This is a genomic window from Enterobacter sp. SES19 (assembly GCF_011765665.1).
GTDB lineage: Bacteria > Pseudomonadota > Gammaproteobacteria > Enterobacterales > Enterobacteriaceae > Enterobacter > Enterobacter pseudoroggenkampii.
This window is the reverse complement of record NZ_CP050320.1, coordinates 1719310-1743551: the sequence shown is the minus strand read 5'-3', so window position 1 is coordinate 1743551 and position 24242 is coordinate 1719310. Positions and strand designations below refer to the sequence as shown.

General features: G+C 61.3%; 23 protein-coding genes and 1 pseudogene. 10 read left to right on the top strand and 14 right to left on the bottom strand.

Annotation, left to right across the window (positions count from 1 at the left end):
- Positions 1-41 precede the first annotated feature (41 nt).
- Genes hpxW through hpxZ form a run of 4 tightly spaced genes read left to right on the top strand, consistent with a single transcriptional unit; the run spans position 42 to position 3601 of the window.
- On the top strand, positions 42-1625 hold the full coding sequence (hpxW, locus tag GXP72_RS08195; protein WP_208763737.1) for an oxamate amidohydrolase: 1584 nt from the start codon (positions 42-44) through the stop codon (positions 1623-1625).
- 10 nt (positions 1626-1635) lie between these two features.
- Positions 1636-1824: an oxalurate catabolism protein HpxX gene (gene hpxX, locus GXP72_RS08190; protein ID WP_208763736.1), complete on the top strand. Its 189-nt coding sequence runs from the start codon at positions 1636-1638 to the stop codon at positions 1822-1824.
- Positions 1821-3218 (top strand): AtzE family amidohydrolase, encoded by a 1398-nt coding sequence (locus GXP72_RS08185; RefSeq protein WP_208763735.1) that lies wholly within the window; start codon positions 1821-1823, stop codon positions 3216-3218. The genes hpxX and GXP72_RS08185 overlap by 4 nt, the downstream gene beginning before the upstream one ends.
- Complete coding sequence (hpxZ, locus tag GXP72_RS08180; RefSeq protein ID WP_208763734.1) at positions 3215-3601, top strand: oxalurate catabolism protein HpxZ; 387 nt, start codon at positions 3215-3217, stop codon at positions 3599-3601. Before GXP72_RS08185 ends, hpxZ begins: the two co-directional genes overlap by 4 nt.
- 42 nt (positions 3602-3643) lie before the next feature.
- On the opposite strand, the gene puuE is transcribed toward hpxZ, so the two are convergent.
- The 3 genes and pseudogenes from puuE to GXP72_RS08165 form a co-directional block, all read right to left on the bottom strand.
- Positions 3644-4576 carry an allantoinase PuuE gene (puuE, locus tag GXP72_RS08175; RefSeq protein ID WP_208763733.1) on the bottom strand — a complete coding sequence of 311 codons (933 nt, stop codon included), beginning with the start codon at positions 4574-4576 and terminating at the stop codon, positions 3644-3646.
- Positions 4464-5332: pseudogene (locus tag GXP72_RS08170) on the bottom strand (aspartate/glutamate racemase family protein); the annotation flags it as partial. The pseudogene GXP72_RS08170 and the gene puuE, both read right to left, overlap by 113 nt.
- Positions 5332-6048, bottom strand: coding sequence for a GntR family transcriptional regulator (locus tag GXP72_RS08165; protein ID WP_208763732.1), 717 nt, complete (start codon positions 6046-6048; stop codon positions 5332-5334). The pseudogene GXP72_RS08170 and the gene GXP72_RS08165, both read right to left, overlap by 1 nt.
- A 144-nt stretch (positions 6049-6192) precedes the next feature.
- Between GXP72_RS08165 and GXP72_RS08160 the strand changes: the two genes are divergently transcribed.
- Positions 6193-7689, top strand: coding sequence for an NCS1 family nucleobase:cation symporter-1 (locus tag GXP72_RS08160; protein ID WP_008499855.1), 1497 nt, complete (start codon positions 6193-6195; stop codon positions 7687-7689).
- Positions 7690-7788: 99 nt separating this feature from the next.
- The gene (guaD, locus tag GXP72_RS08155) at positions 7789-9108 is read left to right on the top strand and encodes a guanine deaminase (protein WP_208763731.1); all 1320 of its coding nucleotides are present in this window, start codon (positions 7789-7791) and stop codon (positions 9106-9108) included.
- Here guaD and uraH read toward each other — a convergent pair.
- Positions 9088-9411, bottom strand: coding sequence for a hydroxyisourate hydrolase (gene uraH / locus GXP72_RS08150; protein ID WP_157188898.1), 324 nt, complete (start codon positions 9409-9411; stop codon positions 9088-9090). The genes guaD and uraH overlap by 21 nt on opposite strands.
- Positions 9408-9908: a 2-oxo-4-hydroxy-4-carboxy-5-ureidoimidazoline decarboxylase gene (gene uraD / locus GXP72_RS08145; protein WP_208763730.1), complete on the bottom strand. Its 501-nt coding sequence runs from the start codon at positions 9906-9908 to the stop codon at positions 9408-9410. The genes uraH and uraD overlap by 4 nt, the downstream gene beginning before the upstream one ends.
- A 239-nt stretch (positions 9909-10147) precedes the next feature.
- On the opposite strand from uraD, the gene hpxO reads away from it, so the two are divergent.
- The 3 genes from hpxO to GXP72_RS08130 are packed head-to-tail and all read left to right on the top strand — an operon-like array spanning position 10148 to position 13301.
- A complete protein-coding gene (hpxO, locus tag GXP72_RS08140; protein WP_208763729.1) occupies positions 10148-11302 on the top strand; it encodes an FAD-dependent urate hydroxylase HpxO in 1155 nt (384 codons plus the stop codon).
- A 14-nt stretch (positions 11303-11316) separates the two neighbouring features.
- On the top strand, positions 11317-12354 hold the full coding sequence (gene hpxD, locus GXP72_RS08135; RefSeq protein ID WP_208763728.1) for a molybdenum cofactor-independent xanthine hydroxylase subunit HpxD: 1038 nt from the start codon (positions 11317-11319) through the stop codon (positions 12352-12354).
- Between the two features lie 11 nt (positions 12355-12365).
- Positions 12366-13301 carry a PDR/VanB family oxidoreductase gene (locus GXP72_RS08130; RefSeq protein WP_208763727.1) on the top strand — a complete coding sequence of 312 codons (936 nt, stop codon included), beginning with the start codon at positions 12366-12368 and terminating at the stop codon, positions 13299-13301.
- A gap of 140 nt (positions 13302-13441) precedes the next feature.
- On the opposite strand, the gene GXP72_RS08125 is transcribed toward GXP72_RS08130, so the two are convergent.
- The 3 genes from GXP72_RS08125 to GXP72_RS08115 are packed head-to-tail and all read right to left on the bottom strand — an operon-like array spanning position 13442 to position 17761.
- Positions 13442-14632 carry a glycoside hydrolase family 88 protein gene (locus GXP72_RS08125; protein ID WP_090417433.1) on the bottom strand — a complete coding sequence of 397 codons (1191 nt, stop codon included), beginning with the start codon at positions 14630-14632 and terminating at the stop codon, positions 13442-13444.
- A gap of 13 nt (positions 14633-14645) precedes the next feature.
- Positions 14646-15926 (bottom strand): oligosaccharide MFS transporter, encoded by a 1281-nt coding sequence (locus GXP72_RS08120; RefSeq protein WP_090417435.1) that lies wholly within the window; start codon positions 15924-15926, stop codon positions 14646-14648.
- A complete protein-coding gene (locus GXP72_RS08115) occupies positions 15923-17761 on the bottom strand; it encodes a DUF2264 domain-containing protein (protein WP_208763726.1) in 1839 nt (612 codons plus the stop codon). Before GXP72_RS08115 ends, GXP72_RS08120 begins: the two co-directional genes overlap by 4 nt.
- A gap of 228 nt (positions 17762-17989) precedes the next feature.
- On the opposite strand from GXP72_RS08115, the gene GXP72_RS08110 reads away from it, so the two are divergent.
- Positions 17990-18847, top strand: a complete 858-nt coding sequence (locus GXP72_RS08110) for an AraC family transcriptional regulator (RefSeq protein ID WP_208763725.1) — start codon at positions 17990-17992, stop codon at positions 18845-18847.
- A 72-nt stretch (positions 18848-18919) separates the two neighbouring features.
- Here the strand turns inward: GXP72_RS08110 and cobT are convergent, their stop codons facing one another.
- Genes cobT through GXP72_RS08080 form a run of 6 tightly spaced genes read right to left on the bottom strand, consistent with a single transcriptional unit; the run spans position 18920 to position 24234 of the window.
- Positions 18920-19975, bottom strand: coding sequence for a nicotinate-nucleotide--dimethylbenzimidazole phosphoribosyltransferase (cobT, locus tag GXP72_RS08105; protein WP_048989896.1), 1056 nt, complete (start codon positions 19973-19975; stop codon positions 18920-18922).
- An 11-nt stretch (positions 19976-19986) separates the two neighbouring features.
- Complete coding sequence (gene cobC / locus GXP72_RS08100) at positions 19987-20595, bottom strand: alpha-ribazole phosphatase (RefSeq protein ID WP_208763724.1); 609 nt, start codon at positions 20593-20595, stop codon at positions 19987-19989.
- Between the two features lie 3 nt (positions 20596-20598).
- Positions 20599-21357 carry an adenosylcobinamide-GDP ribazoletransferase gene (gene cobS / locus GXP72_RS08095; RefSeq protein ID WP_061715598.1) on the bottom strand — a complete coding sequence of 253 codons (759 nt, stop codon included), beginning with the start codon at positions 21355-21357 and terminating at the stop codon, positions 20599-20601.
- Positions 21348-21899, bottom strand: a complete 552-nt coding sequence (gene cobU / locus GXP72_RS08090; RefSeq protein WP_208763723.1) for a bifunctional adenosylcobinamide kinase/adenosylcobinamide-phosphate guanylyltransferase — start codon at positions 21897-21899, stop codon at positions 21348-21350. Before cobU ends, cobS begins: the two co-directional genes overlap by 10 nt.
- A complete protein-coding gene (locus GXP72_RS08085; protein WP_208763722.1) occupies positions 21896-23419 on the bottom strand; it encodes a cobyric acid synthase in 1524 nt (507 codons plus the stop codon). The genes cobU and GXP72_RS08085 overlap by 4 nt, the downstream gene beginning before the upstream one ends.
- On the bottom strand, positions 23416-24234 hold the full coding sequence (locus GXP72_RS08080; RefSeq protein ID WP_032649044.1) for an energy-coupling factor ABC transporter ATP-binding protein: 819 nt from the start codon (positions 24232-24234) through the stop codon (positions 23416-23418). The genes GXP72_RS08085 and GXP72_RS08080 overlap by 4 nt, the downstream gene beginning before the upstream one ends.
- Positions 24235-24242: the final 8 nt, after the last annotated feature.

The following is a 24242-nucleotide window of genomic DNA, read 5'->3' as shown; positions in this document are numbered from 1 at the left end:
TTTGCAGCACCTTGTGACCTTCAGGGTTACGAGGACTCCTCATGCAAAGTAATGTCTCCACACACGGTATGGCGGTTGCGCCCCACCACCTTGCCAGCCAGAGCGCGCTGGCCGTGCTGCGCGAAGGCGGCAGCGCGATAGAGGCGATGGTCGCGGCGGCGGCCACCATCGCCGTGGTTTACCCACATATGAACGGGCTGGGCGGCGATGGCTTCTGGCTTATCGTGCCGCCGGAAGGCGAACCTGTCGCCATTGATGCCAGCGGCGCGGCGGGATCGCGCGCGACGCTGACCGCCTACGACGGGCTCACGCAGATCCCCCATCGCGGCCCCCGTGCGGCGCTAACCGTCGCTGGCACGGTGAGCGGCTGGGACGAGGCGCTGAAGGTCTCGCGCGAGATGACCGACAGGGCGCTGCCGCTGGCTCGCCTGCTGGCCGACGCCATTGACTATGCGCAGAACGGCACGCCGGTCACGGCCTCTCAGGCCCACGCCACGGCCAGTAAATTCGACGAGCTGAAGGACGTTCCCGGCTTCGCGGAAACCTGGCTGGTGGACGGCAAGCCGCCGCAGGTCGGGAGCCGTTTTTATCAGCCCGCCATGGCCACGACCCTCACGCGCCTGGTGGAGGACGGCCTGGACAGCTTTTATCGCGGCCCGCTGGCGGAAGTCCTGGCGCGCGGCATGGAGACGCTGGATCTCCCCGTGACGCTGGCCGATCTCAACGCTCACGCCGCCCGACGCACCGCGCCGCTGAAGCTGCAGCATCAGCAGGGGGAGATCTTTAACCACGCCCCGCCGACGCAGGGGCTGGTCTCGCTGGCGATACTCGGCATTACCGACCGCCTGAACATGGCGGAAGCCGACGACGCCGAAACCCTTCACCGCATTGTTGAAGCCACCAAGCTGGCCTTTGGCCTGCGGGATGCCCACATCACCGACCCGCGCGCGCTGAAAACCGATATTCAGGGTCTGCTGGATCCCGCCGCTCTGCAGGCGCTTGCCGACAGGGTTGACGACGGCCGCGCCGCGCCGTGGGGAGCCGGCAAAGGCCCCGGCGATACGGTGTGGATGGGGGTAATGGATAAAAGCGGGCTCGCCGTGTCGTTTATCCAGAGTATCTATCACGAGTTCGGCAGCGGCGTGGTGCTGCCCGATACCGGCATCGTCTGGCAGAACCGGGGCGCATCGTTCAGCCTCGATCCCGCCCATCTTCTGGTCCTCGCGCCGGGCAAACAGCCGTTCCACACCCTGAACCCGGCGGCGGCGCGTCTGAAGGACGGTCGCGTGATGGTCTACGGATCGATGGGCGGCGACGGGCAGCCGCAAACCCAGGCCGCGCTCTTTACCCGCTACGTTGTTCAGGGCGTCCCCCTGCAGGAGAGCATCACCCGCCCGCGCTGGCTGCTGGGACGTACCTGGGGACAAACCTCGGACACCTTAAAGCTTGAAGGGCGTTTTTCACCCGAGACGGTCGCGCGCCTGCAGGCCCTCGGTCACGAGGTGGAGCTTTTCCCTGACTTTAGTGAAGCCATGGGCCACGCGGGCGCCATTGTCCACCACCCCAACGGGCTGTTCGAAGGGGCATTTGACCCGCGCAGCAACGGCGCGACCGCCGGATTCTGAGGAGAAAACAATGACGACACACCAACCCGACTGGCAGGCGTACCTGGCGCAGATGGAAACCATCCTCGGCGTGACGCTGGATGACGCCCGCCGCGCCGAGCTGCAGCTGCAGTTCAGCCGCATTGCCAGCATGGCCGCCCCGCTGATGGCGCTGTCGCTCGACGACCGCCTGGAGATTGCAGGAGTGTATAAAGCATGAGGCTACTCGAGATGAGTATCGGCGCGATCCAGCATGCGCTGAACGCGGGAGAGCTGAGCGCTCGTGAGATTGCCCGCCAGACGCTGGAGGCGATTGCGCGCGTGAACCCACAGATCAATGCCTGGACCGCCGTGACCGAAGAACGCATGCTCGCCGAAGCCGATAATATTGATACCCTGCGACGGGAAAAGCGTCCCCTGCCGCCGCTGGCGGGCGTGCCTTATGCGGTGAAAAACCTGTTCGACGTTGCCGGCCATACCACCCTCGCCGGGGCCGATCTGTTCAGCCAGCGCCCTGCCGCCGCCGCTGACAGTTTCGCGGTGCGCCAGCTGCGCAGCGCGGGCGGGCTGCTGACCGGGATGGTGAATATGGACGCCTACGCCTACGGTTTTACCACCGAGAACAGCCACTACGGCACGACGCGTAACCCGCACGACCTGGCGCGCATTGCGGGCGGGTCGTCCGGCGGTTCAGCGGCCGCGGTGGCCGCCGGGCTGGTGCACTTTTCACTCGGCACCGACACCAACGGGTCGATTCGCGTTCCGGCCTCCCTGTGCGGCATCTACGGCCTGAAGCCCACCTTTGGCCGCCTGTCGCGATCCGGCAGCCATCCGTTTGTCGCAAGCCTGGATCATATCGGCCCCTTTGCCCGCCGCGTGTGCGACCTGGCGTCCGTGTATGACGCGCTGCAGGGCCGCGACACCAGCGACGGTTTTCAGGCCGAAAGCTCCCGGGAACAGACGCGCCCCTTGCTTGACCGCGGGCTTGACGGCCTGCGCTGCGCGGTGCTCGGCGGCTACTTCACCACCTGGTGCGACACGGACGCCAGAGACGCCGTGGCGCGGGTGGCGAAGGCGCTCGACGTGCAGGATGAGCTGCAGTTCCCGGACGCCGAACTGGCGCGCTCTGCGGCGTTTATCATCAGCGCCGCCGAAGGGGGAAACCAGTACCTGCCCGCGCTTCGCCGCGAGCCCGAGCGTTTTGAGCCGCACTCCCGCGAACGGCTGCTGGCCGGGGCGATGATACCCTCCGCCTGGTACATTCAGGCCCAGCGGTTTCGCGCTCACGCCCGGCAGGCGTTTAAAACCTTATTTGCGCAGGCCGACGTGCTGATCGCCCCGGCCACCCCGCGCAGCGCCACGCTGGCGGGCGAGCAGACCATGGAAATTAACGGTCAGCTGCTGCCCATTCGCGCCAGCATGGGGATGCTGACTCAGCCAATTTCGTTTTTGGGCCTGCCCGTGACCACCGTTCCGCTGCGTACCGCGCAGGGTGCGCCTATCGGCCTGCAGCTGATTGCCGCGCCGTTTAACGAGCAGGCCTGCCTGCGCGTCGCGCGGGTTCTGGAGGAGAGCGGCATCACCGATGCCCGTCCGGCGGAGATAGCAGCATGATGAATCACGATGACATTAACCTCCCGTGGGTGGTTGCCGAGGTGACGGCCGCGTTTTACCGCTATGAGGACGCGCTGGTGAGCAACAACGTTGCGGTGCTGGACGAGCTGTTCTGGCACGACAAAAACACGGTGCGGCTGGGGGCGGGTGAAAACCTGTACGGGATTGATGAAATTCGCGCCTTTCGCGCGGCGCGCCCGTCCGCCGGGCTGCAGCGGACGCTGCGCCACACCGTCATCACTACCTTCGGGGAGGATTATGCCGTGTGCAGCACCGAGTTTACCCGGGAGAGCACAGAACGCATTGGCCGCCAGCAGCAGACGTGGGTGCGGTTTGCCTACGGATGGCGGATCGTGGCGGCGCAGGTGAGTTTGATGTCGTAGGCCGGGTAAGGCGCAGCCGCCACCCGGCAAAACATCGCACACTTACTTCTGAAACGGATGTACCTCCCGCCAGTGGTCGGCAATCTGCTGGCGGGTACAGACCCACACCCGCTCGTGCTGCTGCACATAATCGAGGAACCGTTGCAGCGCACGAAAACGCCCCGGTCGCCCCAGCAGGCGGCAGTGCATGCCGATGGACATCATCTTCGGCGCGCTTTCCCCCTCTTCGTACAGCACGTCAAAACTGTCCCTCAGATACGTATAAAACTGCTCGGCGGTGTTAAACCCCTGCGCGGTGGCGAAGCGCATGTCGTTCGCATCCAGCGTATAGGGCACAATCAGGTGCGGTTTACGGGAGCCATCGCTGCAGGCCACCTCCGTCCAGAAGGGCAAATCGTCGCCGTAGTAGTCGCTGTCGTAGTCGAAGCCGCCGTGCTCCACCACCAGCTGGCGGGTGTTGGGACTGTCGCGCCCGGTGTACCAGCCTGTCGGCGGCTTGCCGAACAGGTCGGTCAGCACCTGTACCGCTTTGTGCAGGTGTTCGCGCTCCTGTTGGATATCCATGTGCTGATAGTGGATCCAGCGCCAGCCGTGGCTGACCACGTCGTAATCCGCCGCCTTGATTGCCTCGACGATCTCCGGGTGACGCGCCAGCGCCATCGCCACGCCGAAGACCGTCAGCGGCAGGCCGCGTTTCTGAAATTCATTGTGCATCCGCCAGAACCCGGCGCGGCTGCCGTATTCGTAGAGGGAGTCCATCGACATGTGTCTGTCCGGGTAGCTGGCCGCGCCGATGATGTCCGACAGGAACTGCTCGGAACCGGCATCGCCGTGCAGAACGTGGTTTTCCGCCCCTTCTTCGTAATTGAGCACAAACTGCACGGCGATGCGCGCCTGATTCGGCCACCGCGCGTGCGGCGGGTTGCCCGCGTAGCCGCGCAGATCCCGCGGATAATCCTGTTCGAAAAGCCCCATTGCCACCCCCAAAAATTAAAATGGATTCAGTGCCTGAAAATGCCCGCTTAACGCTTTGTTCTCCGGGAACGCCAGATCCCCATGCTTGCTGGTCGACAACCCCAGCGCCACCAGCGATTCCACCATCTTCACCGCCGCGCTGACGCCGTCGATTACCGGCACGCGCAGCTCGCGGGTCAGCTCCTGCGCCAGCGTCGCCATGCCGCCGCAGCCCAGCACGATGGCGCCGCAGCCGTCCTCTTTCAGCGCCTGTATACAGCGCGCGCGCACTTTTTCCTGCGCCAGACCACTGCCGTCTTCCAGCGCCAGTACCGGAAGGTCGATGGCGTGCAGCGCCGCGCAATGGTCCTGAAAGCCATACTGGTGCAACAGATGACGGGCAATAATCAGCGTGCGCGGCAGCGTGGTGACCACCGAAAAGCGCGTCGCGACCAGCGTCGCCATATGCATGGCGGCTTCGGCGATGCCGATTACCGGCCCCTGCGCCAGCTCGCGCGCCGCCAGCAGGCCCGGATCGCCAAAGCAGGCGATTACGTGACCGTCCACGCCCTGCTCCCTGCCTTTTTTGATCTGCTCCAGGACACCGACGGCGGCGATGGCCTCATCAAAGTGGCCTTCTATGGACGGCACGCCCGCGCTCGGGCAGACCGCGAGGATCTCCGTCCCGGGTGCCGCCACCGCGCGGGCCGCCGCGCCGATGGTTTCCGTCATCGCGAGGCTGGTGTTGGGGTTGATCACTTGTATACAGACAGACATTACGACTCCTTGTGGCCGGCAAACAGCCGGGCAAAATCAGGCAGGCACTCGCCCGCCCGCTCGAAGCAGAGGCTGGCGACAATATGTTCAAAATGGTGCATTAGGGCATCGCTTAATGGCTCAAGCGCTTTCTGGCGCAGCAGATCCACCAGCTGCTCGTGATCGTTGCAGCGGCAGCCCTGACGCCACGGCGCTCCCCAGGTGGCAATCACCAGCGACGAGCGCTGGCTCAGGCCGGTAACCATCTCAGTGAGCACCTGGTTGCCGGAGATGGCCTGCAGCTGAATGTGGAAATTGGCGGAGTGGCGAATCGCCGCCGGGCCGTCATAGGCCTCGTGCGCCTGCTGCTCCTGGCGAATAATGGCCTCCAGCGCGACAAGATGCGGCGGCTGGCAGTGCGCCAGCACGTCCGGCAGGTTGGCGACCTCCAGCAGGGCGCGGGTGCGGAAGATGTGCCTCGCCTCTTCCACCGTCGGGCTGGCAACGTGTGCACCACGCTTGGGCGTCAGGGTGACCATTTGCACAGCGGCGAGTCGTTGAAGCACCTTGCGGATGCCCGTGCGGCTCACGCCAAAGACCTCGGCCAGCGCCTCTTCCGGCAGTTTGCTCCCCGGCAGCAGCTGGTGTTCGACAATTGCGGTCATCAGCGCCTGAAAGATCGATTCGTCTTTGTCATGCAGGTCTGGCGCGGTCTGCAGGGCGTTTATGTTGTTCATCTACCACTCCGAATTTTACTTTCCGTTATCGAATCGTATACATAAAAATAAAATATTGCATACAAGATTTATTATTTTGGCCTGGATCCTGCAACACCGACTGCACTCCCACTCAACGGGTTTTCATTCACAGGAGCAGGTTTCATGCCAAACAGTCAAAACGCGCAGCAGGGTACGGCCGCTGATTCCGGTGCGGTTTACAGCCCACGTCTTTGCAATGAGGATCTGGCACCGACGCGTGACCAGAACTGGAGCTGGTACAACATCTTTTCGTTCTGGATGTCGGACGTTCACAGCATGGGGGGTTATGTTGTCGCCGCGAGCTTCTTTACGCTCGGGCTGGCAAGCTGGCAGGTGCTGCTCTGCCTGCTGGTGGGGATTTGCATCGTGCAGCTGTGCGCCAACCTGGTGGCCAAACCGAGCCAGATGGCGGGCGTGCCCTACGCGGTGATCAGCCGTCAGGCGTTTGGCGTCTTCGGGGCCAATATTCCAGCGGTGATCCGCGGGCTTATCGCCTTTGCGTGGTACGGCATTCAGACCTATCTCGCCGCCAACGCGCTGATGCTGGTGGCGCTGAAGTTCTGGCCGTCGCTCTCTTCGCTCACCACCGGCGCGTTCCTGGGCCTGTCGCATCTGGGCTGGATCTGCTTTGCCATTATGTGGGTCCTGCAGGCGATGGTATTCTGGCACGGCATGAGCGCCATCAAGCGCTTTATTGATATCGCCGGTCCGGCGGTCTATGTGGTGATGCTGGCCCTCGCCGGCTGGATTGTATACAAGACCGGCTTTGACGGGATCTCCTTCACCCTCGCCAGCAAATCCCTGAGCGCGGGCGAGCAGACCTGGCAGATGATCACCGCCACGGCGCTGGTGGTCTCCTACTTCTCCGGCCCGCTGCTCAACTTTGGCGATTTCTCCCGCTACGGCAAAAGCATGGGCGAGATCCGACGCGGCAACCGCTGGGGGCTGCCGTTTAACTTCCTGCTGTTCTCCATCGTCACCGTGGTGATTGTCTCCGGCACCCAGTCGCTGTTTGGCCGCATGATCACCGACCCGATTGAGACCGTCAGCCGCGTGGGCAACGATCTGGCCGTGGCGATTGGCCTGTTGACGATGATCACCGCCACCATCGGGATCAACATCGTGGCGAACTTCGTCTCACCGGCGTTTGATTTCTCTAACTGCTCGCCGCAGAAAATCAGCTTCCGCACCGGAGGCATGATTGCCGCCGTCGGCTCGATCCTGCTCACCCCGTGGAACCTGTTCAACTCGCCGGAGCTTATCCACTACACCCTGGACGTGCTCGGGGCGTTTATCGGCCCGCTGTTCGGCATCCTGATCGCCGATTTCTACCTGATTAAACGCGGCAAGGTGTCGGTTGACGATCTGTTCGACGACACGCCAAAGGGCAAATACTGGTACCGCAACGGCTTTAACCCGAAAGCCATTGGGGCGCTGATCCCGTCCGTTGCCGTGGGCCTGGTCATTAGCTTTATCCCGGCCCTGCATGAGGTGGCAAACTTCAGCTGGTTTATTGGCGTCTTCCTCGGCGGCGTGACCTACCGCTGGCTGGCGCGGGAAGAGCGCGAGACGGCAGGCGCGACGTCGTTTGGCTCCCGCGTGGCGACGCAAAAAGAGTAACCTTTCCCTTCGGCCGCAGCATATCTGCGGCCCGTTCATTCTGGCACCGTTCTTGCTGAGCCTACTCACCCCCGCTACGCACACACGAAGGCAGGAACCATGATGGAATACCAGACTGCGATACGCGGTGCATTTTTTGATATTGCCCGGGTCTGCGACAGCGCAGACGCCATTGCCCAGCACGCGCGCTACCTTGAGGACGGCCTGCTGTTTATCCAGCACGGAAAAATTCTGGCACAGATGCCGTGGCAGGAGGGCGAGCAGTATCTTGACCCGCACAAAGGCTATACCGACCTGCGCGGCAAGCTGCTGCTACCCGGTTTTGTCGACACCCATGTCCATTATCCGCAAACGGAGATGATTGGCGCCTTTGGCGAACAGCTGCTGGAGTGGCTGACCACCTACACCTTCCCGGTGGAGAGTCAGTTCGCCGATGAGGCCTACGCGAAAGAGATCGCCGAATTTTTCATAAACCAGTTGGTGAGCAACGGCACCACCACCGCGCTGGTGTTTTGCACGCTGCATCCGGAATCGGTCGAGGCACTGTTTACGGAGGCCCTGCGCCTGAACATGCGCCTTATCGCCGGAAAGGTGATGATGGACAGGCACGCGCCGGACTACCTGAGCGAAGACGCGAAGCAGAGCTACCGGCAGACCCGGGCGCTGATCCAGCGCTGGCATCACCGTGGACGGCTGGGCTATGCGATTACGCCGCGCTTTGCGCCGACGTCATCACCCGAGCTGCTTGCGGCGGTCAGCCTGCTCAGAGAGGAATTCCCGGACACCTGGCTGCAGACCCACCTGAGCGAGAACCCCAACGAAGTGGCCTGGGTGAGCGATCTCTGGCCGGAGCATGAACGCTATCTGGACGTGTATCACCACTACGGCCTGACCGGCGAGCGCAGCGTGTTTGCCCACGCGATCCATCTGCACCACAGCGAGTGGCAGTGTCTGCATGACACCGGCTCGGCGGTGGCGTTTTGCCCCACCTCGAACCTGTTTCTCGGCAGCGGGCTGTTTCGCCTGCCCGCCTGCTGGCAGCACAGGGTGCGGATGGGCATCGGCACCGACGTCGGGGCGGGCACGACCTTCAGCATGCTGCGCACGCTGGGGGAAGCCTACAAGGTGGGCCAGCTTCAGAGCTACCGCCTGCGCGCCAGCGAGGCGTTTTATCACGCCACGCTGGGCGGCGCGCACGCCCTCCGGCTGGACGATAAGATTGGCAACTTCGCGCCCGGCAAAGAGGCGGATTTCGTGGTTATCGACCCCGACGTAACGCCGCTGCAGCGCCTGCGCAATCGCCGCTGCCAGGATATCTACGAGCAGCTCTTTGTGCTGATGACCCTGGGCGACGAGCGCAACATCAGTGAGACCTGGGTCAACGGCGAGCGGGTGTGGTCAACTGCCCCGGTAGGTTGACCACCCGCCGGGCGCAATCACAAACGGCAGATGGAAATGCTCGTCTGCCGTTTCTCCCGTCACAAAATCAATTTGCGCACAGGGGTAGAGCGTGTCGCGACCGGTTTCGCGAAACCACGCGCCGATCTCCGCCACCAGCCGATAGCGGCCCGCGGGCAGAGAGGGAACGAACGCGGCGATGCGCCCCTGGGCGTTGGTCACCCCCGTGGCCAGCGTCTTCCCGCCCTGTTGCAGATGAACCGTTACGCCCTCTGCGGGTTTGCCCGCCGAAATATCAAGAATATGGGTGCTGAGTGTGCTCATTCGCTAATGACTCCTTCCAGCCGTAGCAGCGTAATTTCCCGCAGCTGTTCCAGCGCGGCACGGATTTCCTGCGCGTCGCTGTTCTCCAGCCGCGCGTGCAGGGCCTGTAATATCTCCTCGCCGCTGCGGCCCTTCGCGCGGATCAGAAAGACGCGCCCAAAGCGGGCCTCGTAGCGGGCATTGCCTTCACGCAGCGCCTGCGCAAGGGCGGCATCGCGATCGTTCACCGCGCCCTGTTCCTGGCGCGACAGCGCCGCCTCCGCCTGCGCGCCCGCGGGCTTTTCCCCGATGCGCGGATGGGCGCTCAATGCTTGCGTTAATGCCGCTTCGTCCCAGCGTTGCGCCAGGGCCTGCGCCGCAATGAACAAGGCTTCCCGGCTCGAATAAGGCCGCCCGTCAACCAACGCGTCGGCCCAGCCGGGTATCGCCACGCAGGGCTGAAGCAGCGTAAGAGCGTCTTTCTCAGGAAGCTGATTGAAGTCGTGCAGTGCGATCATAGGTTCTCCTTGATTATCCTCCTTTAGGTTATTGCACAAACCACGCCACTCTTGAGGCAGATGTGAAACAGTCGATTCCGGATGGCTGACCAGGAAATTTTTGATTCAAAAAAAGGCACGCTCACCGCGTTTGCGCACCTTAGCAGTGCAAACCTCTCACTCACAACGCCGTTTTCGCCACTCTGCAGCCTGGTACGCAAATTGCTGAACGTCTTTACACCCTGCAAAAGGAGAGAAGCATGAGAGCAATCGTTATTGGCGCGGGTATTGGCGGCCTGAGCGCCGCCGTCGCGCTGAAAAAAGCGGGCATCGACTGTACCGTATTTGAAGCCGTAAAGGAGATCAGGCCCGTCGGGGCGGCCATCTCCATCTGGCCTAACGGCGTGAAATGCATGCAGCACCTCGGCATGGGCGACATCATCGAGACCTGGGGCGGGCCGATGCGTTTTATGGCCTATAAGGATTACCGGCGCGGCGATACCCTGACCCGCTTTAGCCTTACTCCGCTGGTTGAGCGTACCGGCGGGCGTCCCTGCCCCGTCTCGCGCGCTGAGCTTCAGCGCGAAATGCTGGACTTCTGGGGGCGCGACAAAGTGCAGTTCGGCAAGCGCGTCGAACGCGTAAATGAAGACGATTCGGGCGTGAGCGTGACCTTCACCGACGGCACCACGGCATCCGGCGATTTCCTGATTGCCGCCGACGGCAGCCACTCGGCGGTTCGCCCGTATGTGCTGGGATACACCCCGGAGCGCCGCTACGCCGGCTACGTGAACTGGAACGGGCTGGTGAAGATTGACGAGGAGATCGCCCCGGCGCACCAGTGGACCACCTTCGTTGGCGAAGGCAAGCGCGTGTCGCTGATGCCCGTCTCCGGCGGACGCTTCTACTTCTTTTTTGACGTGCCGCTCCCTGCGGGCCTGGCGGAGGATCGCACCACCCTGCGCGCCGATCTCACGGGCTACTTCCGCGGCTGGGCGCCGCCTGTGCAGACGCTTATCGCGGCGCTGGATCCTGACACCACCAATCGCATTGAGATCCACGACATTGAGCCGTTCGACAGCCTGGTGCGCGGCAACGTCGCGCTGCTCGGCGATGCCGCTCACAGCACCACGCCGGATATCGGCCAGGGCGGCTGTGCGGCCATGGAAGATGCGGTAGTGCTGGGGGAATGCCTGCGTGAAAACCACAGCATCACGCTGGCGCTGCGGCAGTACGAGGCGCTGCGCTGCGACCGGGTGCGCGACCTGGTGCTGAAGGCGCGTAAGCGCTGCGACGTCACCCACGGCAAAGACATGGCGTTGACGCAGGCCTGGTATCAGGAGCTTCGAGAGGAGACCGGAGAGCGCATCATCAACGGTCTGTGCGAGACCATTCAGGGCGGCCCGTTAGGCTGAACGTAAGAGGGATAATGATGAAAAGAGAACCGACTCCACCCGCCCACTGCACGTTTGAGCCAGAGGACTGGCTGCGTCTGGCGAAATGCTGGCATCCGGTCGCGCGCGCCTGCGACGTCGGCCCGGCGCCGGTCAAAGCGACGCTACTGGATGAACAGCTGGTGATTTACCGGATTAACGACCAGGTCGTGGTCGCCCGTGACGTCTGTCCGCACCGCGGCGTGCCGCTGACGCTCGGCTTTCACGACGAGCACGGGATTATCTGCCCCTATCACGGCTTACGCTTTGGAGAGGACGGGCGCTGCAACCGTATTCCCTCCAGCCCCGACCAGCCCGTTCCGGCAAAGCTGAACCTGATTAACTACGCCGTGGAGGAGCGCTTCGGCCTGATCTGGACCTGCCTGGCCTTTGATCCGGATAACCCTGCGCCGCTGCCCGCCATGCCGCACTGGGATGACGCCGGATTTCAGCAGATTAACTGCCCGGCGTTTGAGGTCAACGGCTTTGCCGGACGTCAGGTAGAGGGGTTTCTGGACGTGGCGCACTTTGCCTGGATCCACACCGATACCTTTGCGGACCCCAATAACCCGCTGGTGCCCCACTATCAGCCGCAGGAGACGCCGTTTGGCTTCGTGGCGGATTACTGGAGCTCCGTGAGCAACTATCCCGCCAGTTCCCCCGTGCAGGCTCCGGAAGGGTTCCAGTGGTTGCGCCATTTTGAGATGCACCTGCCGTTCACCGCCACCCTGACGATTCATTTTCCGGGTGAATCGAGACTGGTCATTATGAACGCCGCGTCGCCCGTGTCGTCGCGCGTGACCCGCATGTTCGCCCCTATCGCCCGCAATTTTGACCTGCATATTCCGGTGGAGGACGTGCATGCCTTCAATCTGCGGATTTTTGAAGAGGACCGTCTGATGGTGGAAACCCAGCGCCCGGAAAGCCTGCCGCTGGACCTGACCCTGGAAGCGCATATCCCCGCAGATAAAAGCTCGATTGCCTACCGTCGGGGACTGAAGAAGATGGGCTTTGGCGAGTTTTTCCTGGTATGACGGAGGCCGCTATGCTGAGCGTAATTGTTGACGGGCTGTGGCGTGAGGGCGACAAAAGCCTCGCCGTCAGGCTGGTGGCTGAAGACGGCGAAGCGCTGCCGCCGTGGCAGCCCGGCGCGCACATTGATGTCCACCTGCCCTGCGGCGTGGTGCGCCAGTATTCCCTGACCGGGGCCTGTGAGGAAGAGGGCTATCTGATCTGCGTGGGGCGGGAAACCGCCTCGCGCGGCGGATCGCGCTACGTTCACGAGACGCTGCGTCCGGGGCAGAAGCTGCTAATTTCAGCCCCACGCAATCTGTTTCCGCTGGTTCAGGCAGAACGGGTTTTATTGCTGGCGGCGGGGATTGGCATTACGCCGCTGTATGCGATGGCCCTGCAGCTGAAGGCCGCCGGCACGTCGTTTTCGCTGCACTATTACGTCAGGAAGCGCGAAAGCGCGGCGTTTGCGCGCGAACTTTCGCAGTGCGGTGAGTGCATCATTCATACTATCAGCCCGCGCACAGCGCTGGCAGAGCATCTCCCCATGCCTGAAGCGGGTTTGCGAGCCTGGGTCTGCGGACCTGCGGGGTTCATGGAAAAAGTGCGTGAGGTCGCCACGGCGAAGGGATGGGATGACGCCCATCTTCACAGCGAGGCGTTTCAGCCCGCGTCCCCTGCCACAGGCGACGTCGCGGGCGAGATCTTTACGGTCAAGCTGGCCTCCACCGGGGAGCGCTGGCCGGTGCCTGCGGACAAAACCATCGCCCAGGTGCTGCAGGAAAATGGCGTGGCGGTCCCGCTTTCCTGCGAAATGGGGATCTGCGGCGCCTGCCTGACGCCGGTGATTGACGGCGTAGTGGATCACCGGGATAGCGTGCAGTCGGAGGCGGAAAAAAGCGCAACGGACCAGCAGGTGGCGCTGTGCTGTTCGCGGAGCCATTCCGGGGAGCTGGTGATTGGGCTGTAAACCGTCTGCACACGCTTTCTTGCCGGGTGGCGCTGCGCTTACCCGGCCTACAATCCGTAACAATATCAATATATTGCACTATTCATTGTAGGCCCGTGCAAGCGTAGCGCCGCCGGGCGAAACGCACAAGCGCTTAAGGATTACCAGTACGGGTGCCAAATCTGTCGCAGCCGCGCCAGCAGCTCAAGATAGAAATAGTCCCCCCAGCTACAGCACTGATCGACCCCCTTACCGCTGCCCATATGATAAACCGAGTGCTGCAGTAGCCCTTCAGTCGGATCGTCGTCATGAGCAAGGTAGTTATCGGTCAGCGACAGCGCGATACGCAGCGCCATCTCTTCATAATATGCACGGTTTGCGTCGAGCGTCGGCAGCGCCTTAACCAGCTCCAGCAGGCCACAGGCGGCAATCGCCGCCGCTGAACTGTCGCGCACGGCGTCGGTACCGAGCAGCGCCAGATCCCAGTGGCAAACATCATCTTCCGGCAGACGGTTGAGGAAGTAATGCGCCAGGCTGCGCGACAGCTCAACCATCTGCTTATCGCCGGTGTGCTGATAGCTGAGCAGAAAACCGTAAATGCCCCATGCCTGGCCGCGCGACCAGCACGAGGTATCGCTGTAGCCCTGATGGGTGTTGCCAAAGCGCGGCTCGCCCGTCTGCACATCCATATAGTAGGTGTGATACGTCGAGGCATCTTCACGCACGATATAGGCCGCGGCCTGTCCTGCGTGCGCCGTCGCCGCCTGCGCATAGCGCGGATCCCCAGTCTGTTCGCTGGCCCAGTACAGCAGCGGCAGGTTCATATTGCAGTCGATGATCATTCTTCCCTGCTGCTCCGGGTCGTTTAAATCACCCCACGCCTGAATAATGTTGGCCGTCGGATTAAAGCGCTCCATCAGGCGATCGGCAGCCAGCAGCGCCGACTGACGAGCGGCTTCGTTGCCGGTGAGGCGCCAGGCGCTGATGCAGGAGAGCGAATAGAGGAACCCGAGATCGTGCGTTGCGGTGTCGATGCGCTGCTCAATACGCCGGGCGAACGACGGTAAATAGCGCTCTGCGGCTTCGCGATAATGCGCTTTGCCGGTCATCTCCCACGCCAGCCACAGCTGGCCAGGCCAAAAGCTGGTGGTCCATTCCACGTTATCGGTGCGCGGCCAGACCCCCTTCTCACAGGCCTCACCGGGGAACTTATCGCCGAAGGCGACAATATTTTTGTCGAGCTTGCGCGTGACGCGGGCTAACGCCGCCTCCAGCTTCTGGCTCAGTGCCAGGCGATCGACCTGATGCAGTTCGATTGGCCGCAGCGCTTCGGTGATAACAGATTTGGTCATAACAACTCCTGAATTAATGTTTGGCCGGTTCAACCGGGGCGGTATCTAAAGCCGGAGCAAAGGATCGTGAGTCATCGCGCGTCGACTGGCAGCGCGACAGCGTAAAGGCGGAAATCAGCGTAAATACCAGGGCGCAGCAGCCCATCAGCAGATAGGTATGCTCAAAGCCAATCCTGTCGTACAGATAGCCGGCAGGTGGGGCGACCACAATCGAACCCACGTAAATCATCGCCTGGTAGCCCAGCAGGTACATCGTGGCGTTAACCCGACGATGGAAATGCTCCGCGATGTATTTGAAGACCGAGATGAGCAGCAGCGCGATCTCGACGCCATAAAACGGTTTGATGATGGAGATAACAATCGGGTCGCTGGTCAGCCCGGAGGCGATCAGCCGCGCTCCGACCACACAGCCGCAGAACAGCAGGCCGCGCTTGGCGCCGTAGTGATTCACCAGCCACGGGATAAACATCATCATCACGAATTCCATCCCCGACTGGACGGTACTCAGGTAGCCGTACCAGGCATTCCCCTGCTCTTTGGTGGCGAAGAACGACACGAAGTAGCGCGGGAACTGCTGTTCGGCGATAAACATCATCCACGCCACCCCGGCGACGTAGAGGCTGAACATCCAGAATTTGCGGTTTTTCAGGAGCATCAGCACGTCGGCGAAGACGATCTTATTTGCGGAAATAACGCTGTTATTGCGCAGCTGCTCGTCGCCGATTTTGAGGCTAATCAGCACCAGCAGCATCAGTACCGAGGTCCCGCTGCTAAGCAGAAAGTTGGCCAGCGGGGTGACGTTAAACAACAGCCCGGAGACCGACGCCGCCATCGCCCAGCCCAGTGAACCCCACATTCTGATGCGGCCAAACTCCAGCCCGTACAGGCGGCTAAAGCGGTCGGCGTAAGATTCAGACGCCGCCACGCCGGCGTACCAGCCCAGGCTCAGATACAGCGCGCCGATGATAATCCCCGCCATCGCATGGCTTTGCAGCAGCGGCTGGTACACCAGCGCGAAGAATGGCGCCATCAGCGCGGAAATGGCGCAGACAAAATAGAGCAGCCATTTGCTCATACCTATTTTGTCCATGATGTAGCCGTACACTGGTTTCAGAACCACCGCGAAGACACCGTTGATGGCGAACACGCTGCCGATGGTGACGCTATCGAGGCCCACTTTCTGGCTCAGCCATAGGGCGTACAGGCCAAAGCTGGATGACCAGGTGAAGAAGTAAAGAAAAATAAAGGTACTCATTTTGTACTGTGCGGCGCGTACGGACGATGATGTGCTCATAGCAATGCCTCCGGAGCCAGAACGAGCGTCGTTTCTTGTCGTGCCGTCACGAAGCGTACCGCGTCATCGCTAATGAAGGCCTGCGGGCAGCGTTGCGGATCGAAGTCGGCGGCATTTCCTGCCCACACCGCGCTGATTAACACATGCTTACCGGGGTCGAGCTCGCCGCGCAGCACCGGCACCGCCGCGCGCTCGGCGAACAGCAGATTACTGTTTGGCGGCGTCACCACCGCCTCGCCGCGGCGGGCGTGCGGGTGTAGACAGAAAATGGCTGAGACATCCCGGGCACTGCGTAACCAGCAGGCACCGTCACTCTCGTGTACCTGCGGCTGCGGGCGGTTCGCCAGGCTAAAGCCCCCCTCCGCGCAGTCCAGCGCGCGCCGGGTATCGATACGATGGACGCGTAGCTGCCAGTCGCCCAGTGCCAGCAGCCAGCTCTCAATCTCCACGTCGCGCCACGGCAGCCAGCGGCTGTAAATGGTGCCGTCAGCGGTGACCACGTGCTGGCATTCGCGGCGGCCACGCCAGTAGTTATCCTTTTCGGCCAGCAGCAGCATCGAATCGGGCGAGGCATGGTTCAGTCCGTAGCGCCCGCGTTCGATGGTGAAGCCAAAGCGGGTGGAATAGGCAAATTTGCAGTATTTCGCTTCGGTATTCACGAAGTTGTTCAGCTCCAGCTGGCCGGACGTCAGCATCCACAGGTGATCGGCCTGATGCACCACCACCTGATCCGCGTGGGCTATCGTGTGCTGCACGGGCAACGGCGGCAGCGGCAGCTCGGCCGCCTGCCAGAAAGCATCGCCCTCATCTAATGCCAGCACCAGCAGGGTCTTCAGGCCCCAGTACGGCGACCCCGGCGCGTTGTAGTCTTCCGCCATCGCCAGATTCGGGTAGCTGTAACCGACGCTCAGCACGCCGTCGCGGTCGAATATCGGCTGCTTTAGCCACCAGCGCAGATGACGCAGAACGATGCCCTTCATCACGCCGGGCGAAAAGACCTCCAGCCCGGCGAAGGCCGCCGCACTCCAGAACGCCGCCTCGGCAAAGCGGTAGGTCAGGCTACGGCCAAACGGGATCGCCGCGCCGTCTTCGGCAAAGAAATGGATGAAGTCAGAGGAGAAACGTGCGGCCCGCTGACGCAGCGTAGCGCAACGCTGTGGATCGACCCCAGCCATGAGCTTCGCGTAAATCAGGCCATAGAAGTGGAAGCCCATCGAGATGTAATAGTCGCGCGGCCGTCCCGGACCATCGGCGTACCAGCCATCGCCGAGGTAGTAGTGCTCCATGGCAGCAAAATGATCTTCCAGCGCCTGCGGGTTGGTCGGCATGCCGCAATAATGGAAACCGACCTGCACCAGAATCGGGAAGAAGTGCCAGTTGTTATCGGGGATTTCCTGGGTCTCGCACTGCTTTAGCCAGCGCCATAAATTCTCTTTCTCCGTCTCAGTGAAGTGTGCCAGTACGGTTTCACCCGCCAGCGCCAGCAGCAGCCCGTAGGCCGCCATCTCGACGATTCGCTGATCGTAAGGCCCGACGTCGCCCCAGTAATCGGCATGCTGCGGATCGGTGCCGTTTTTTATCGCCTGTAAATAGAATGAGTAGTGCTGCGGCTCGCTGCCGCCAGCTAACAGCGGCGTCACGCCCCACAGCAGGCGGGAAAACGTTTCCATGCTCGCCACCTGCTGGCCGTAGTGAGCGGTAAAGTTCGCTAAATCAATGCGGCTGGCGTCTTTTTTAAACCAGGGCGACACCGCGTTCAGCATGTCGTTAACCAGCCGTAACACCTCTTCCCGGCTTGTCAGTGGATTATCCAGATGAATATTTTCAGGTTGCACAGGGTCCTCCCGCATTACACGAGGGTAGAGATAAGTTATTGTTATTAGGCTTTTTAAAGCCACGAGTGCGACGTCTGAATGAAGAGTAACTGCTTTTATTCCCGGCGCTGAGTGAGCAGACTCACAAAATTAAACCGCCATTTCATTTTTTCTGGATTTTGTCGAACGCGAGGGGGATAAATTACAAATGATGGCCTAAAAATTTAAATCTGTTGTCCTGGAGGTAATATGGGTGAAACGCAGCTGCTGGAACGGATTACGCTCGATCGGCAGGCCATTTCTTTTAACCGCATGTCCACCACCAGCGCGATTTACTACCACTGGCATCAATGCGTTGAATTGCTCTATATATCCAGCGGCTACGGCATCGTGGTGGTGGATAATCAGCACTACACCGCCCGTCCGGGGCGATTATTTATCTTCCCGCCCTTCCGTTTGCACAAAGTGCAGGTCGATCATAGCGATAAGAATCCCTATCACCGCACCACCATGCACATTGAGCAATCGGTGGTCGAAAGTGCGCTCGGCGCCTTCCCGCGCCATCAGGCCCGGTTCGCCGCGCTGGCCGCCAGCAATCTGCCAGCGCAAATCTACGATCTCAGCCAGCATGCGGCGTTTATCGAAAGGATCCTTGAACAGTTTCAGCGCCTGGAGGGCAGCGAGCAGACCGAGGCCTGCGAGGTGGCCTTTCTGATGATGCAGCTCATGACGTTTCTGCCCGAGCAGCCGCAGCCCTACCCGCCGCGCCAGCAGACCGTCGCCTCGCGGATTATGAGCTGGGTCGAAGCCCACTATGCCAGCAAGTTTTCGCTCGACCAGCTAGCCCACGACCTGGGGCTTTCGCGCAGCTATACCTCACGCATTTTCCGCCAGCAGACCGGCGGTACCATCCACGAATATTTGCTGACCCGGCGGATAAAAAGCAGTTGCGAGCTGTTGCGGTACAGCGATGAGCCAATTGACGCTATTGCGCTGGCAGTCGGGTTTAGCGAGGTGACCTATTTCATTACCTGCTTTAAAAAGATGATGCGTCAGACGCCGCTGCAGTATCGGCGCAGTATCCGCTGCACCAGAATGCCCTGTTAAGGGGGGATTGACCGCTGGCCCAAAGCTGGACGCTTTCCGGCGTCCAGCCTGGCTGGGGTTTTTGCCTTTCCGTCATGCCGGAACGGGCAACTCAATGCCGCTTTGCGCCAGTTGCCCCATCTCGCAGTACATTGCGCAGGCCGCGCTGACGATAGACATTGCCAGCGCGGCACCGCTCCCTTCGCCAAGACGCATGTCAAGATGGATAAACGGCGCCAGCCCAAGGTGCTCCAGCGCGCGCCTGGCCCCCTTTTCGGCGGAAAAATGAGAGGGAATACAGTAGTTCTTCACTTCTGGCGCAATCTGACAGGCGGCAATGGCGGCGGCATACGAGAGAAAACCGTCTAACACCACGGGCAGTCCGCATGCGCCAGCGCCCAATATCACCCCGGTCATGCCCACCAGGTCATAGCCGCCGACTTTGGCCAGCACATCAACCGCATCGCGCGCATCCGGCTGGTTTATGCGTATCGCCTGCCGGACTATGGTTTCCTTATGCTGCACCCGGTCCTGCGGCAAATTGGCCCCAATCCCCACCACATCATGCGGATCGCTGTCGGTCAGCACGCTGATGATTGCCGAGGCCGGCGTCGTATTGGCAATACCCAGCTCGCCTACGCCAAAGACGGAGATCCCCTCCTGCGCGCGTTTTTTAACGAGGCTGGCACTCGCCAGCAGCAGGTGCTCGGCATCCTGACGGCTCATCGCCGGTCCCTGAGCGATATTCCCGCAGCCGCGCGAGAGTTTAAGGCTGAGCATATTGTCGATAGGCTCGCCGTCAATACCGATGTCAACGGGCAGTACCGACGTCTGGCTATTGCGGGCCAGCACGCACACTCCGGTCAACCCCTTTTGCATATTGACGGCCTGAAGCCAGGTCACCACTTTCGGCGTCACGGCCACGCCTTCATCAAACACGCCATGGTCGGCGCACATGACGATAATCTCTTTTTGCAGATTATCGAGCCTGTCGATGCCCCACATTCCCGAAAGCTGTATTGCCAGACTTTCCAGCCGACCCAGGCTGTTTGTCGGCTTTATTAAGCCATCAACATGCCTTGAGGCCGCCTGAATCTTCTGTTTATCAAGCGGTCTGATGGCCGCCGCCAGCGCCTTCACTGTCCCCATCCTCATCACCCTCACTCTTCTGTTTGCCAAACGCTTCCGCCATTAAATACCCGTAACACCCAATGCCCGCCCCGATTTTCAACGACCGTGTAGGCATCGTGACTGAACGGGAAATGCCACATCGCCGCCACGGGCATCCCTAACCAGGTTGCCAGCAGCAGGCTCAACACGCCCTGATGCGCCACAATGAGCATGTCTTCGCGCTGCTGCAGCTGACTCATCTCATCCGCCGCCGCCCTGACGCGCGCGGCGAAATGCGGGAAGGCTTCGCCGCCGTCTGGCGTTGCGTTTTGCCAGTCATCCATCCAGCGCTGCCACGACGCGGGACTTTCTTTTTCGATGTCGCTGAAGTGACGCATTTCCCATTCGCCAAAATCCAGCTCGTTAAGCCGCGCATCGACGTGGACATCATGGGCTGTCGGCACGATAAGCCGCGCCGTTTGCTGCGAACGCTGCAGCGCGCTGACGCGCACGTGCCCGAACGCGACCCCGGACAGGTACCCGGCAACACGCTGGCTTTGGGCAATGCCCTGCGGCGAGAGCGCCAGATCGGTACTCCCGTAAAATACGCCGCTGATGTTAGCGGCTGTTTGACCGTGACGAACCAGAAAAAGACGCATACATCAGACCCACAGTAGCGACAGCAGGAAGACCATTTCACCGATCTCCTCCATCGCGCCCAGGGTATCCCCCGTCAGCCCGTTCAGTCGGCGGCTTAAAAAGGTCTTTACCGCGTTGACGACAATCCAGGTGATGACGCTGGCGATAAGCCCGTGCGCCCCGGCCAATAGCCCCACGAGCGCCACGCCGATGCAGAGGGTGATGACCGTCTCTTTGCCGCTGATATGGCCGAGATAGGCGTTTGCCATTCCAGCCCCTTCTCGCGCATAGCGCTGCCGGTACATGGCCAACACCATTGCCGTTCGCCCGACGATCGGCGCGCAGACCAGCAGCGCAAACAGGGTATTAACCGGAAGGTGGGCCAGGGAAATTACCGCAGCGACTTTGATAAGGATGCAGAATACGATGGCCAGACCGCCGTAGGTCCCCAACCGGCTATCGCGCATAATCTCCAGCATCCGTTCGCGGGTGCGGGCAGAAAAGACGCCATCGCAGGTGTCCGCCAGACCGTCCAGATGAAACCCGCCGGTCAGCAGCACCAGCGCCAGAACCCAGGCGACCGCGCCGATATAGATCCCCCCGCCGGTCTGGCTCACCGCCAGATAGCCCAGGGCAGCCAGCACGCCAACGATCAGACCCACTACCGGGAACCAGGGGACGCCACGGCCATACTGCGAAAATTCAACGCCGTCGCTCCACTTTTGCGGCACCGGAATGCGGGTAATGAATCCCAGCGTCGCCCACAACATTTTTAACGGCATTTAATCTTTACTCCAATTCCCGAGACAACCAGCCACACTTCCTGCGCCGCCTGCGCCAGCCTTTGGTTCGCGCGCCCGGCAATATCAACAAAATGACGCGCCAGCCGATTCTCTGGCGTGATGCTCATCCCCAGCTCATTGGTCACAATATAAACCGGCGCCGCCGACTGCTGGCAGGCCGCAATCAGGTCGTCCACCTGCTGTTGCAGCGCCGCCTCAAGCGCGGAAAAATCGAGGGTCTCCGGCGACGCGCCGCCGCTGGCGTCATAGAGCAGGTTTGACAGCAGGGTGGTGACGCATTCCAGAACCACACCTTCGCCAGGCTGCACCTGGTGGCGAATCACGTCGCCCAGATCGCGATACCCTTCCCAGGTTCGCCAGTGCGCAGGACGCTGGGCGCGGTGCTTGTCAACGCGCAGCGCCATCTCTTCATCGGTAATCACCGACGTCGCGATATACAGCACGCGCTCGCACTGCTGCGCCGCCAGCTGTTCGACGTGCGCACTTTTCCCGCTGCGCGCGCCTCCGGTGACCAAAATCATGCGCCTTCCTCCTGATGCTCCCGCATTATTTGATAGATCTTTTTAATATCAATATGTTCTCTCATCGCGCTCGCCAGGATATCAAACTGTTGCGCTTTCCAGGCGGCGTAATCTACCGCAACGTCTAAGGGCGCCAGTCCTTTGCGCTGGCGCAAGCCGTCCACCATCGCGCGCGTGAAGGCATCATTATCGAATAGCCCGTGGAGATAGGTCCCTATCACCTGCCCGTCAGCGCTGATGGCACCGTCCGCGATGCGCTCGCCCTCTTTTTCCAGAAACAGCGCCGGGCTACCGTCGGATGTCAGTTGGGTCTCTCCCATATGGATCTCGTAGCCCTGCACCTTAATGCCCGCTGCCGACTTAAGCCACGCCGGGAGCGCCGACGCCATCTGCGCCGAGACCTGCGTCGTGGTTTTTCGCTGCGCGAAGCGGGTCACGGTATGGAGCAGACCCAGCCCCGGCTGGGTTCCCAGCCCCGACTCCACCTCATCAATGATGGTGTCGCCAAGCATCTGGTAGCCGCCGCAAATGCCCATGACGGGCACGTTCTGCTGGTGGGACTGGAGCACCGCGTGCGCCATGCCGCTTTCCCGCAGCCAGGTCAGATCGCCCAGCGTATTTTTACTGCCGGGGAGAATCACGAGATCGGCCCCCGCCAGCTCCTGGGGATAACGGACATAGCGCACGCGAACATCGGGCTGCGCCGCCAGGGCGTTAAAATCGGTGAAGTTGGAGATATGCGGCACCTGCACCACGGCAATGTCGATATCGCGCTGGGCGGTTCGCAGGTATTTTCCCTTTTGCAGCGCCACGCCGTCTTCATCTTCCAGATCCACATCCAGCCATGGCATCACGCCCAGCACCGGCACGCCGGTCAGGTTTTCTATCTGCTCAATACCCGAGTAAAGCAGCGCAACATCGCCACGAAATTTATTGATGATGACCCCTTTCACCCGCGCCCGCTCGCGATCGTGCAAAAGCGCCAGCGTGCCGTAGATGGCGGCAAACACGCCGCCTCTGTCAATGTCCGCCACGAGGATCACCGGGCACTGCGCCATTTCGGCCATCCCCATGTTGACGATATCGCGATCGCGCAGGTTAATCTCCGCCGGGCTGCCCGCGCCTTCCAGCACCACCACGTCATACTCTCCGGCCAGGCTGTTATAGACGTCGCGGATCTGCTCCCGCAGGCGCGGTTTGTACTCGTGGTAGCTGACCGCGTCCATATCGGTTGCCACCTGCCCCATCAGCACCACCTGCGCTTTACGATCGCTGGTCGGCTTTAACAGCACCGGATTCATCCGTACGTCCGGCGTTATCCCCGCCGCCTGAGCCTGAAATATCTGCGCGCGGCCCATCTCTTTTCCCTCCGGCGTAATACCAGAGTTGAGCGCCATATTCTGCGACTTAAACGGTGCGGTACGCAGGCCATCCTGATAAAAAATCCGGCACAGCCCCGCCACCAGGACGCTTTTACCCACGTCAGAAGCGGTGCCCTGCAACATAATTGCCTGCGTCATGAGGCCTCCTTCATTACGTTTTTTTGTCGCATACGGCTGAAAAATTCATCTTCGGTTTTACATAACGGCAGGCCAAGCTGCGCATGCAGCTTGACGAGCCAGGGCTGCGTTAATCCGGCCCGTTCAATCAGTTCGCCGCGGGCAAAGACCTCACCCGGCGCGCCGTGCGCCAGCACTTCTCCCTGACGCAGCACGTAAACGGCATCGCTCACTTCGTAAATCAGGTCAATATCATGACTGGAGATCACCACGTGGTTCCCCTGCGCCACAATGCGCCTGATAATCTCGATCATCTGCGTGCGTCCTGAAGGATCAAGCCCGGCCGTGGGCTCGTCCAGCAGAAGATAGCGGGCGCCCAGCACCAGCGCCCCGGCAATGGCGACGCGCTTCTTTTGCCCGTGGCTCAGGCACTGGATCGGCTGCTGGCGAAAACGCTGCGCGTCAACCAGCGTCAGCGCATCGTCGACGCGCCGTGCAATCTCCGGTTCCGCCACGCCCAGATTGCGCAGGCTGAAGGCGATGTCGCTATCAATATCGGTATAAAAGATCTGCTGATCGGGATCCTGAAACACCGTTGCCACCTGCTGACGGAGCGCCAGCAGGCCGCGCTTGCTGTAGTCCAGCGGTTTCCCCTGCCACAGCACCGCACCCTGCTGCGGCTTCAGCAGGCCGCTCAGATTCATAAATAACGTCGACTTTCCGCAGCCGTTAGCTCCGACCAGCCCGGTGACGGGATGGGTCGAAAAATCCAGCGTCAGCCCTTTGAGCACCTGCGCCTCCTGATAGCGAAACCAGAGATCGGCGGTTGTAAGCATGGTGCGAT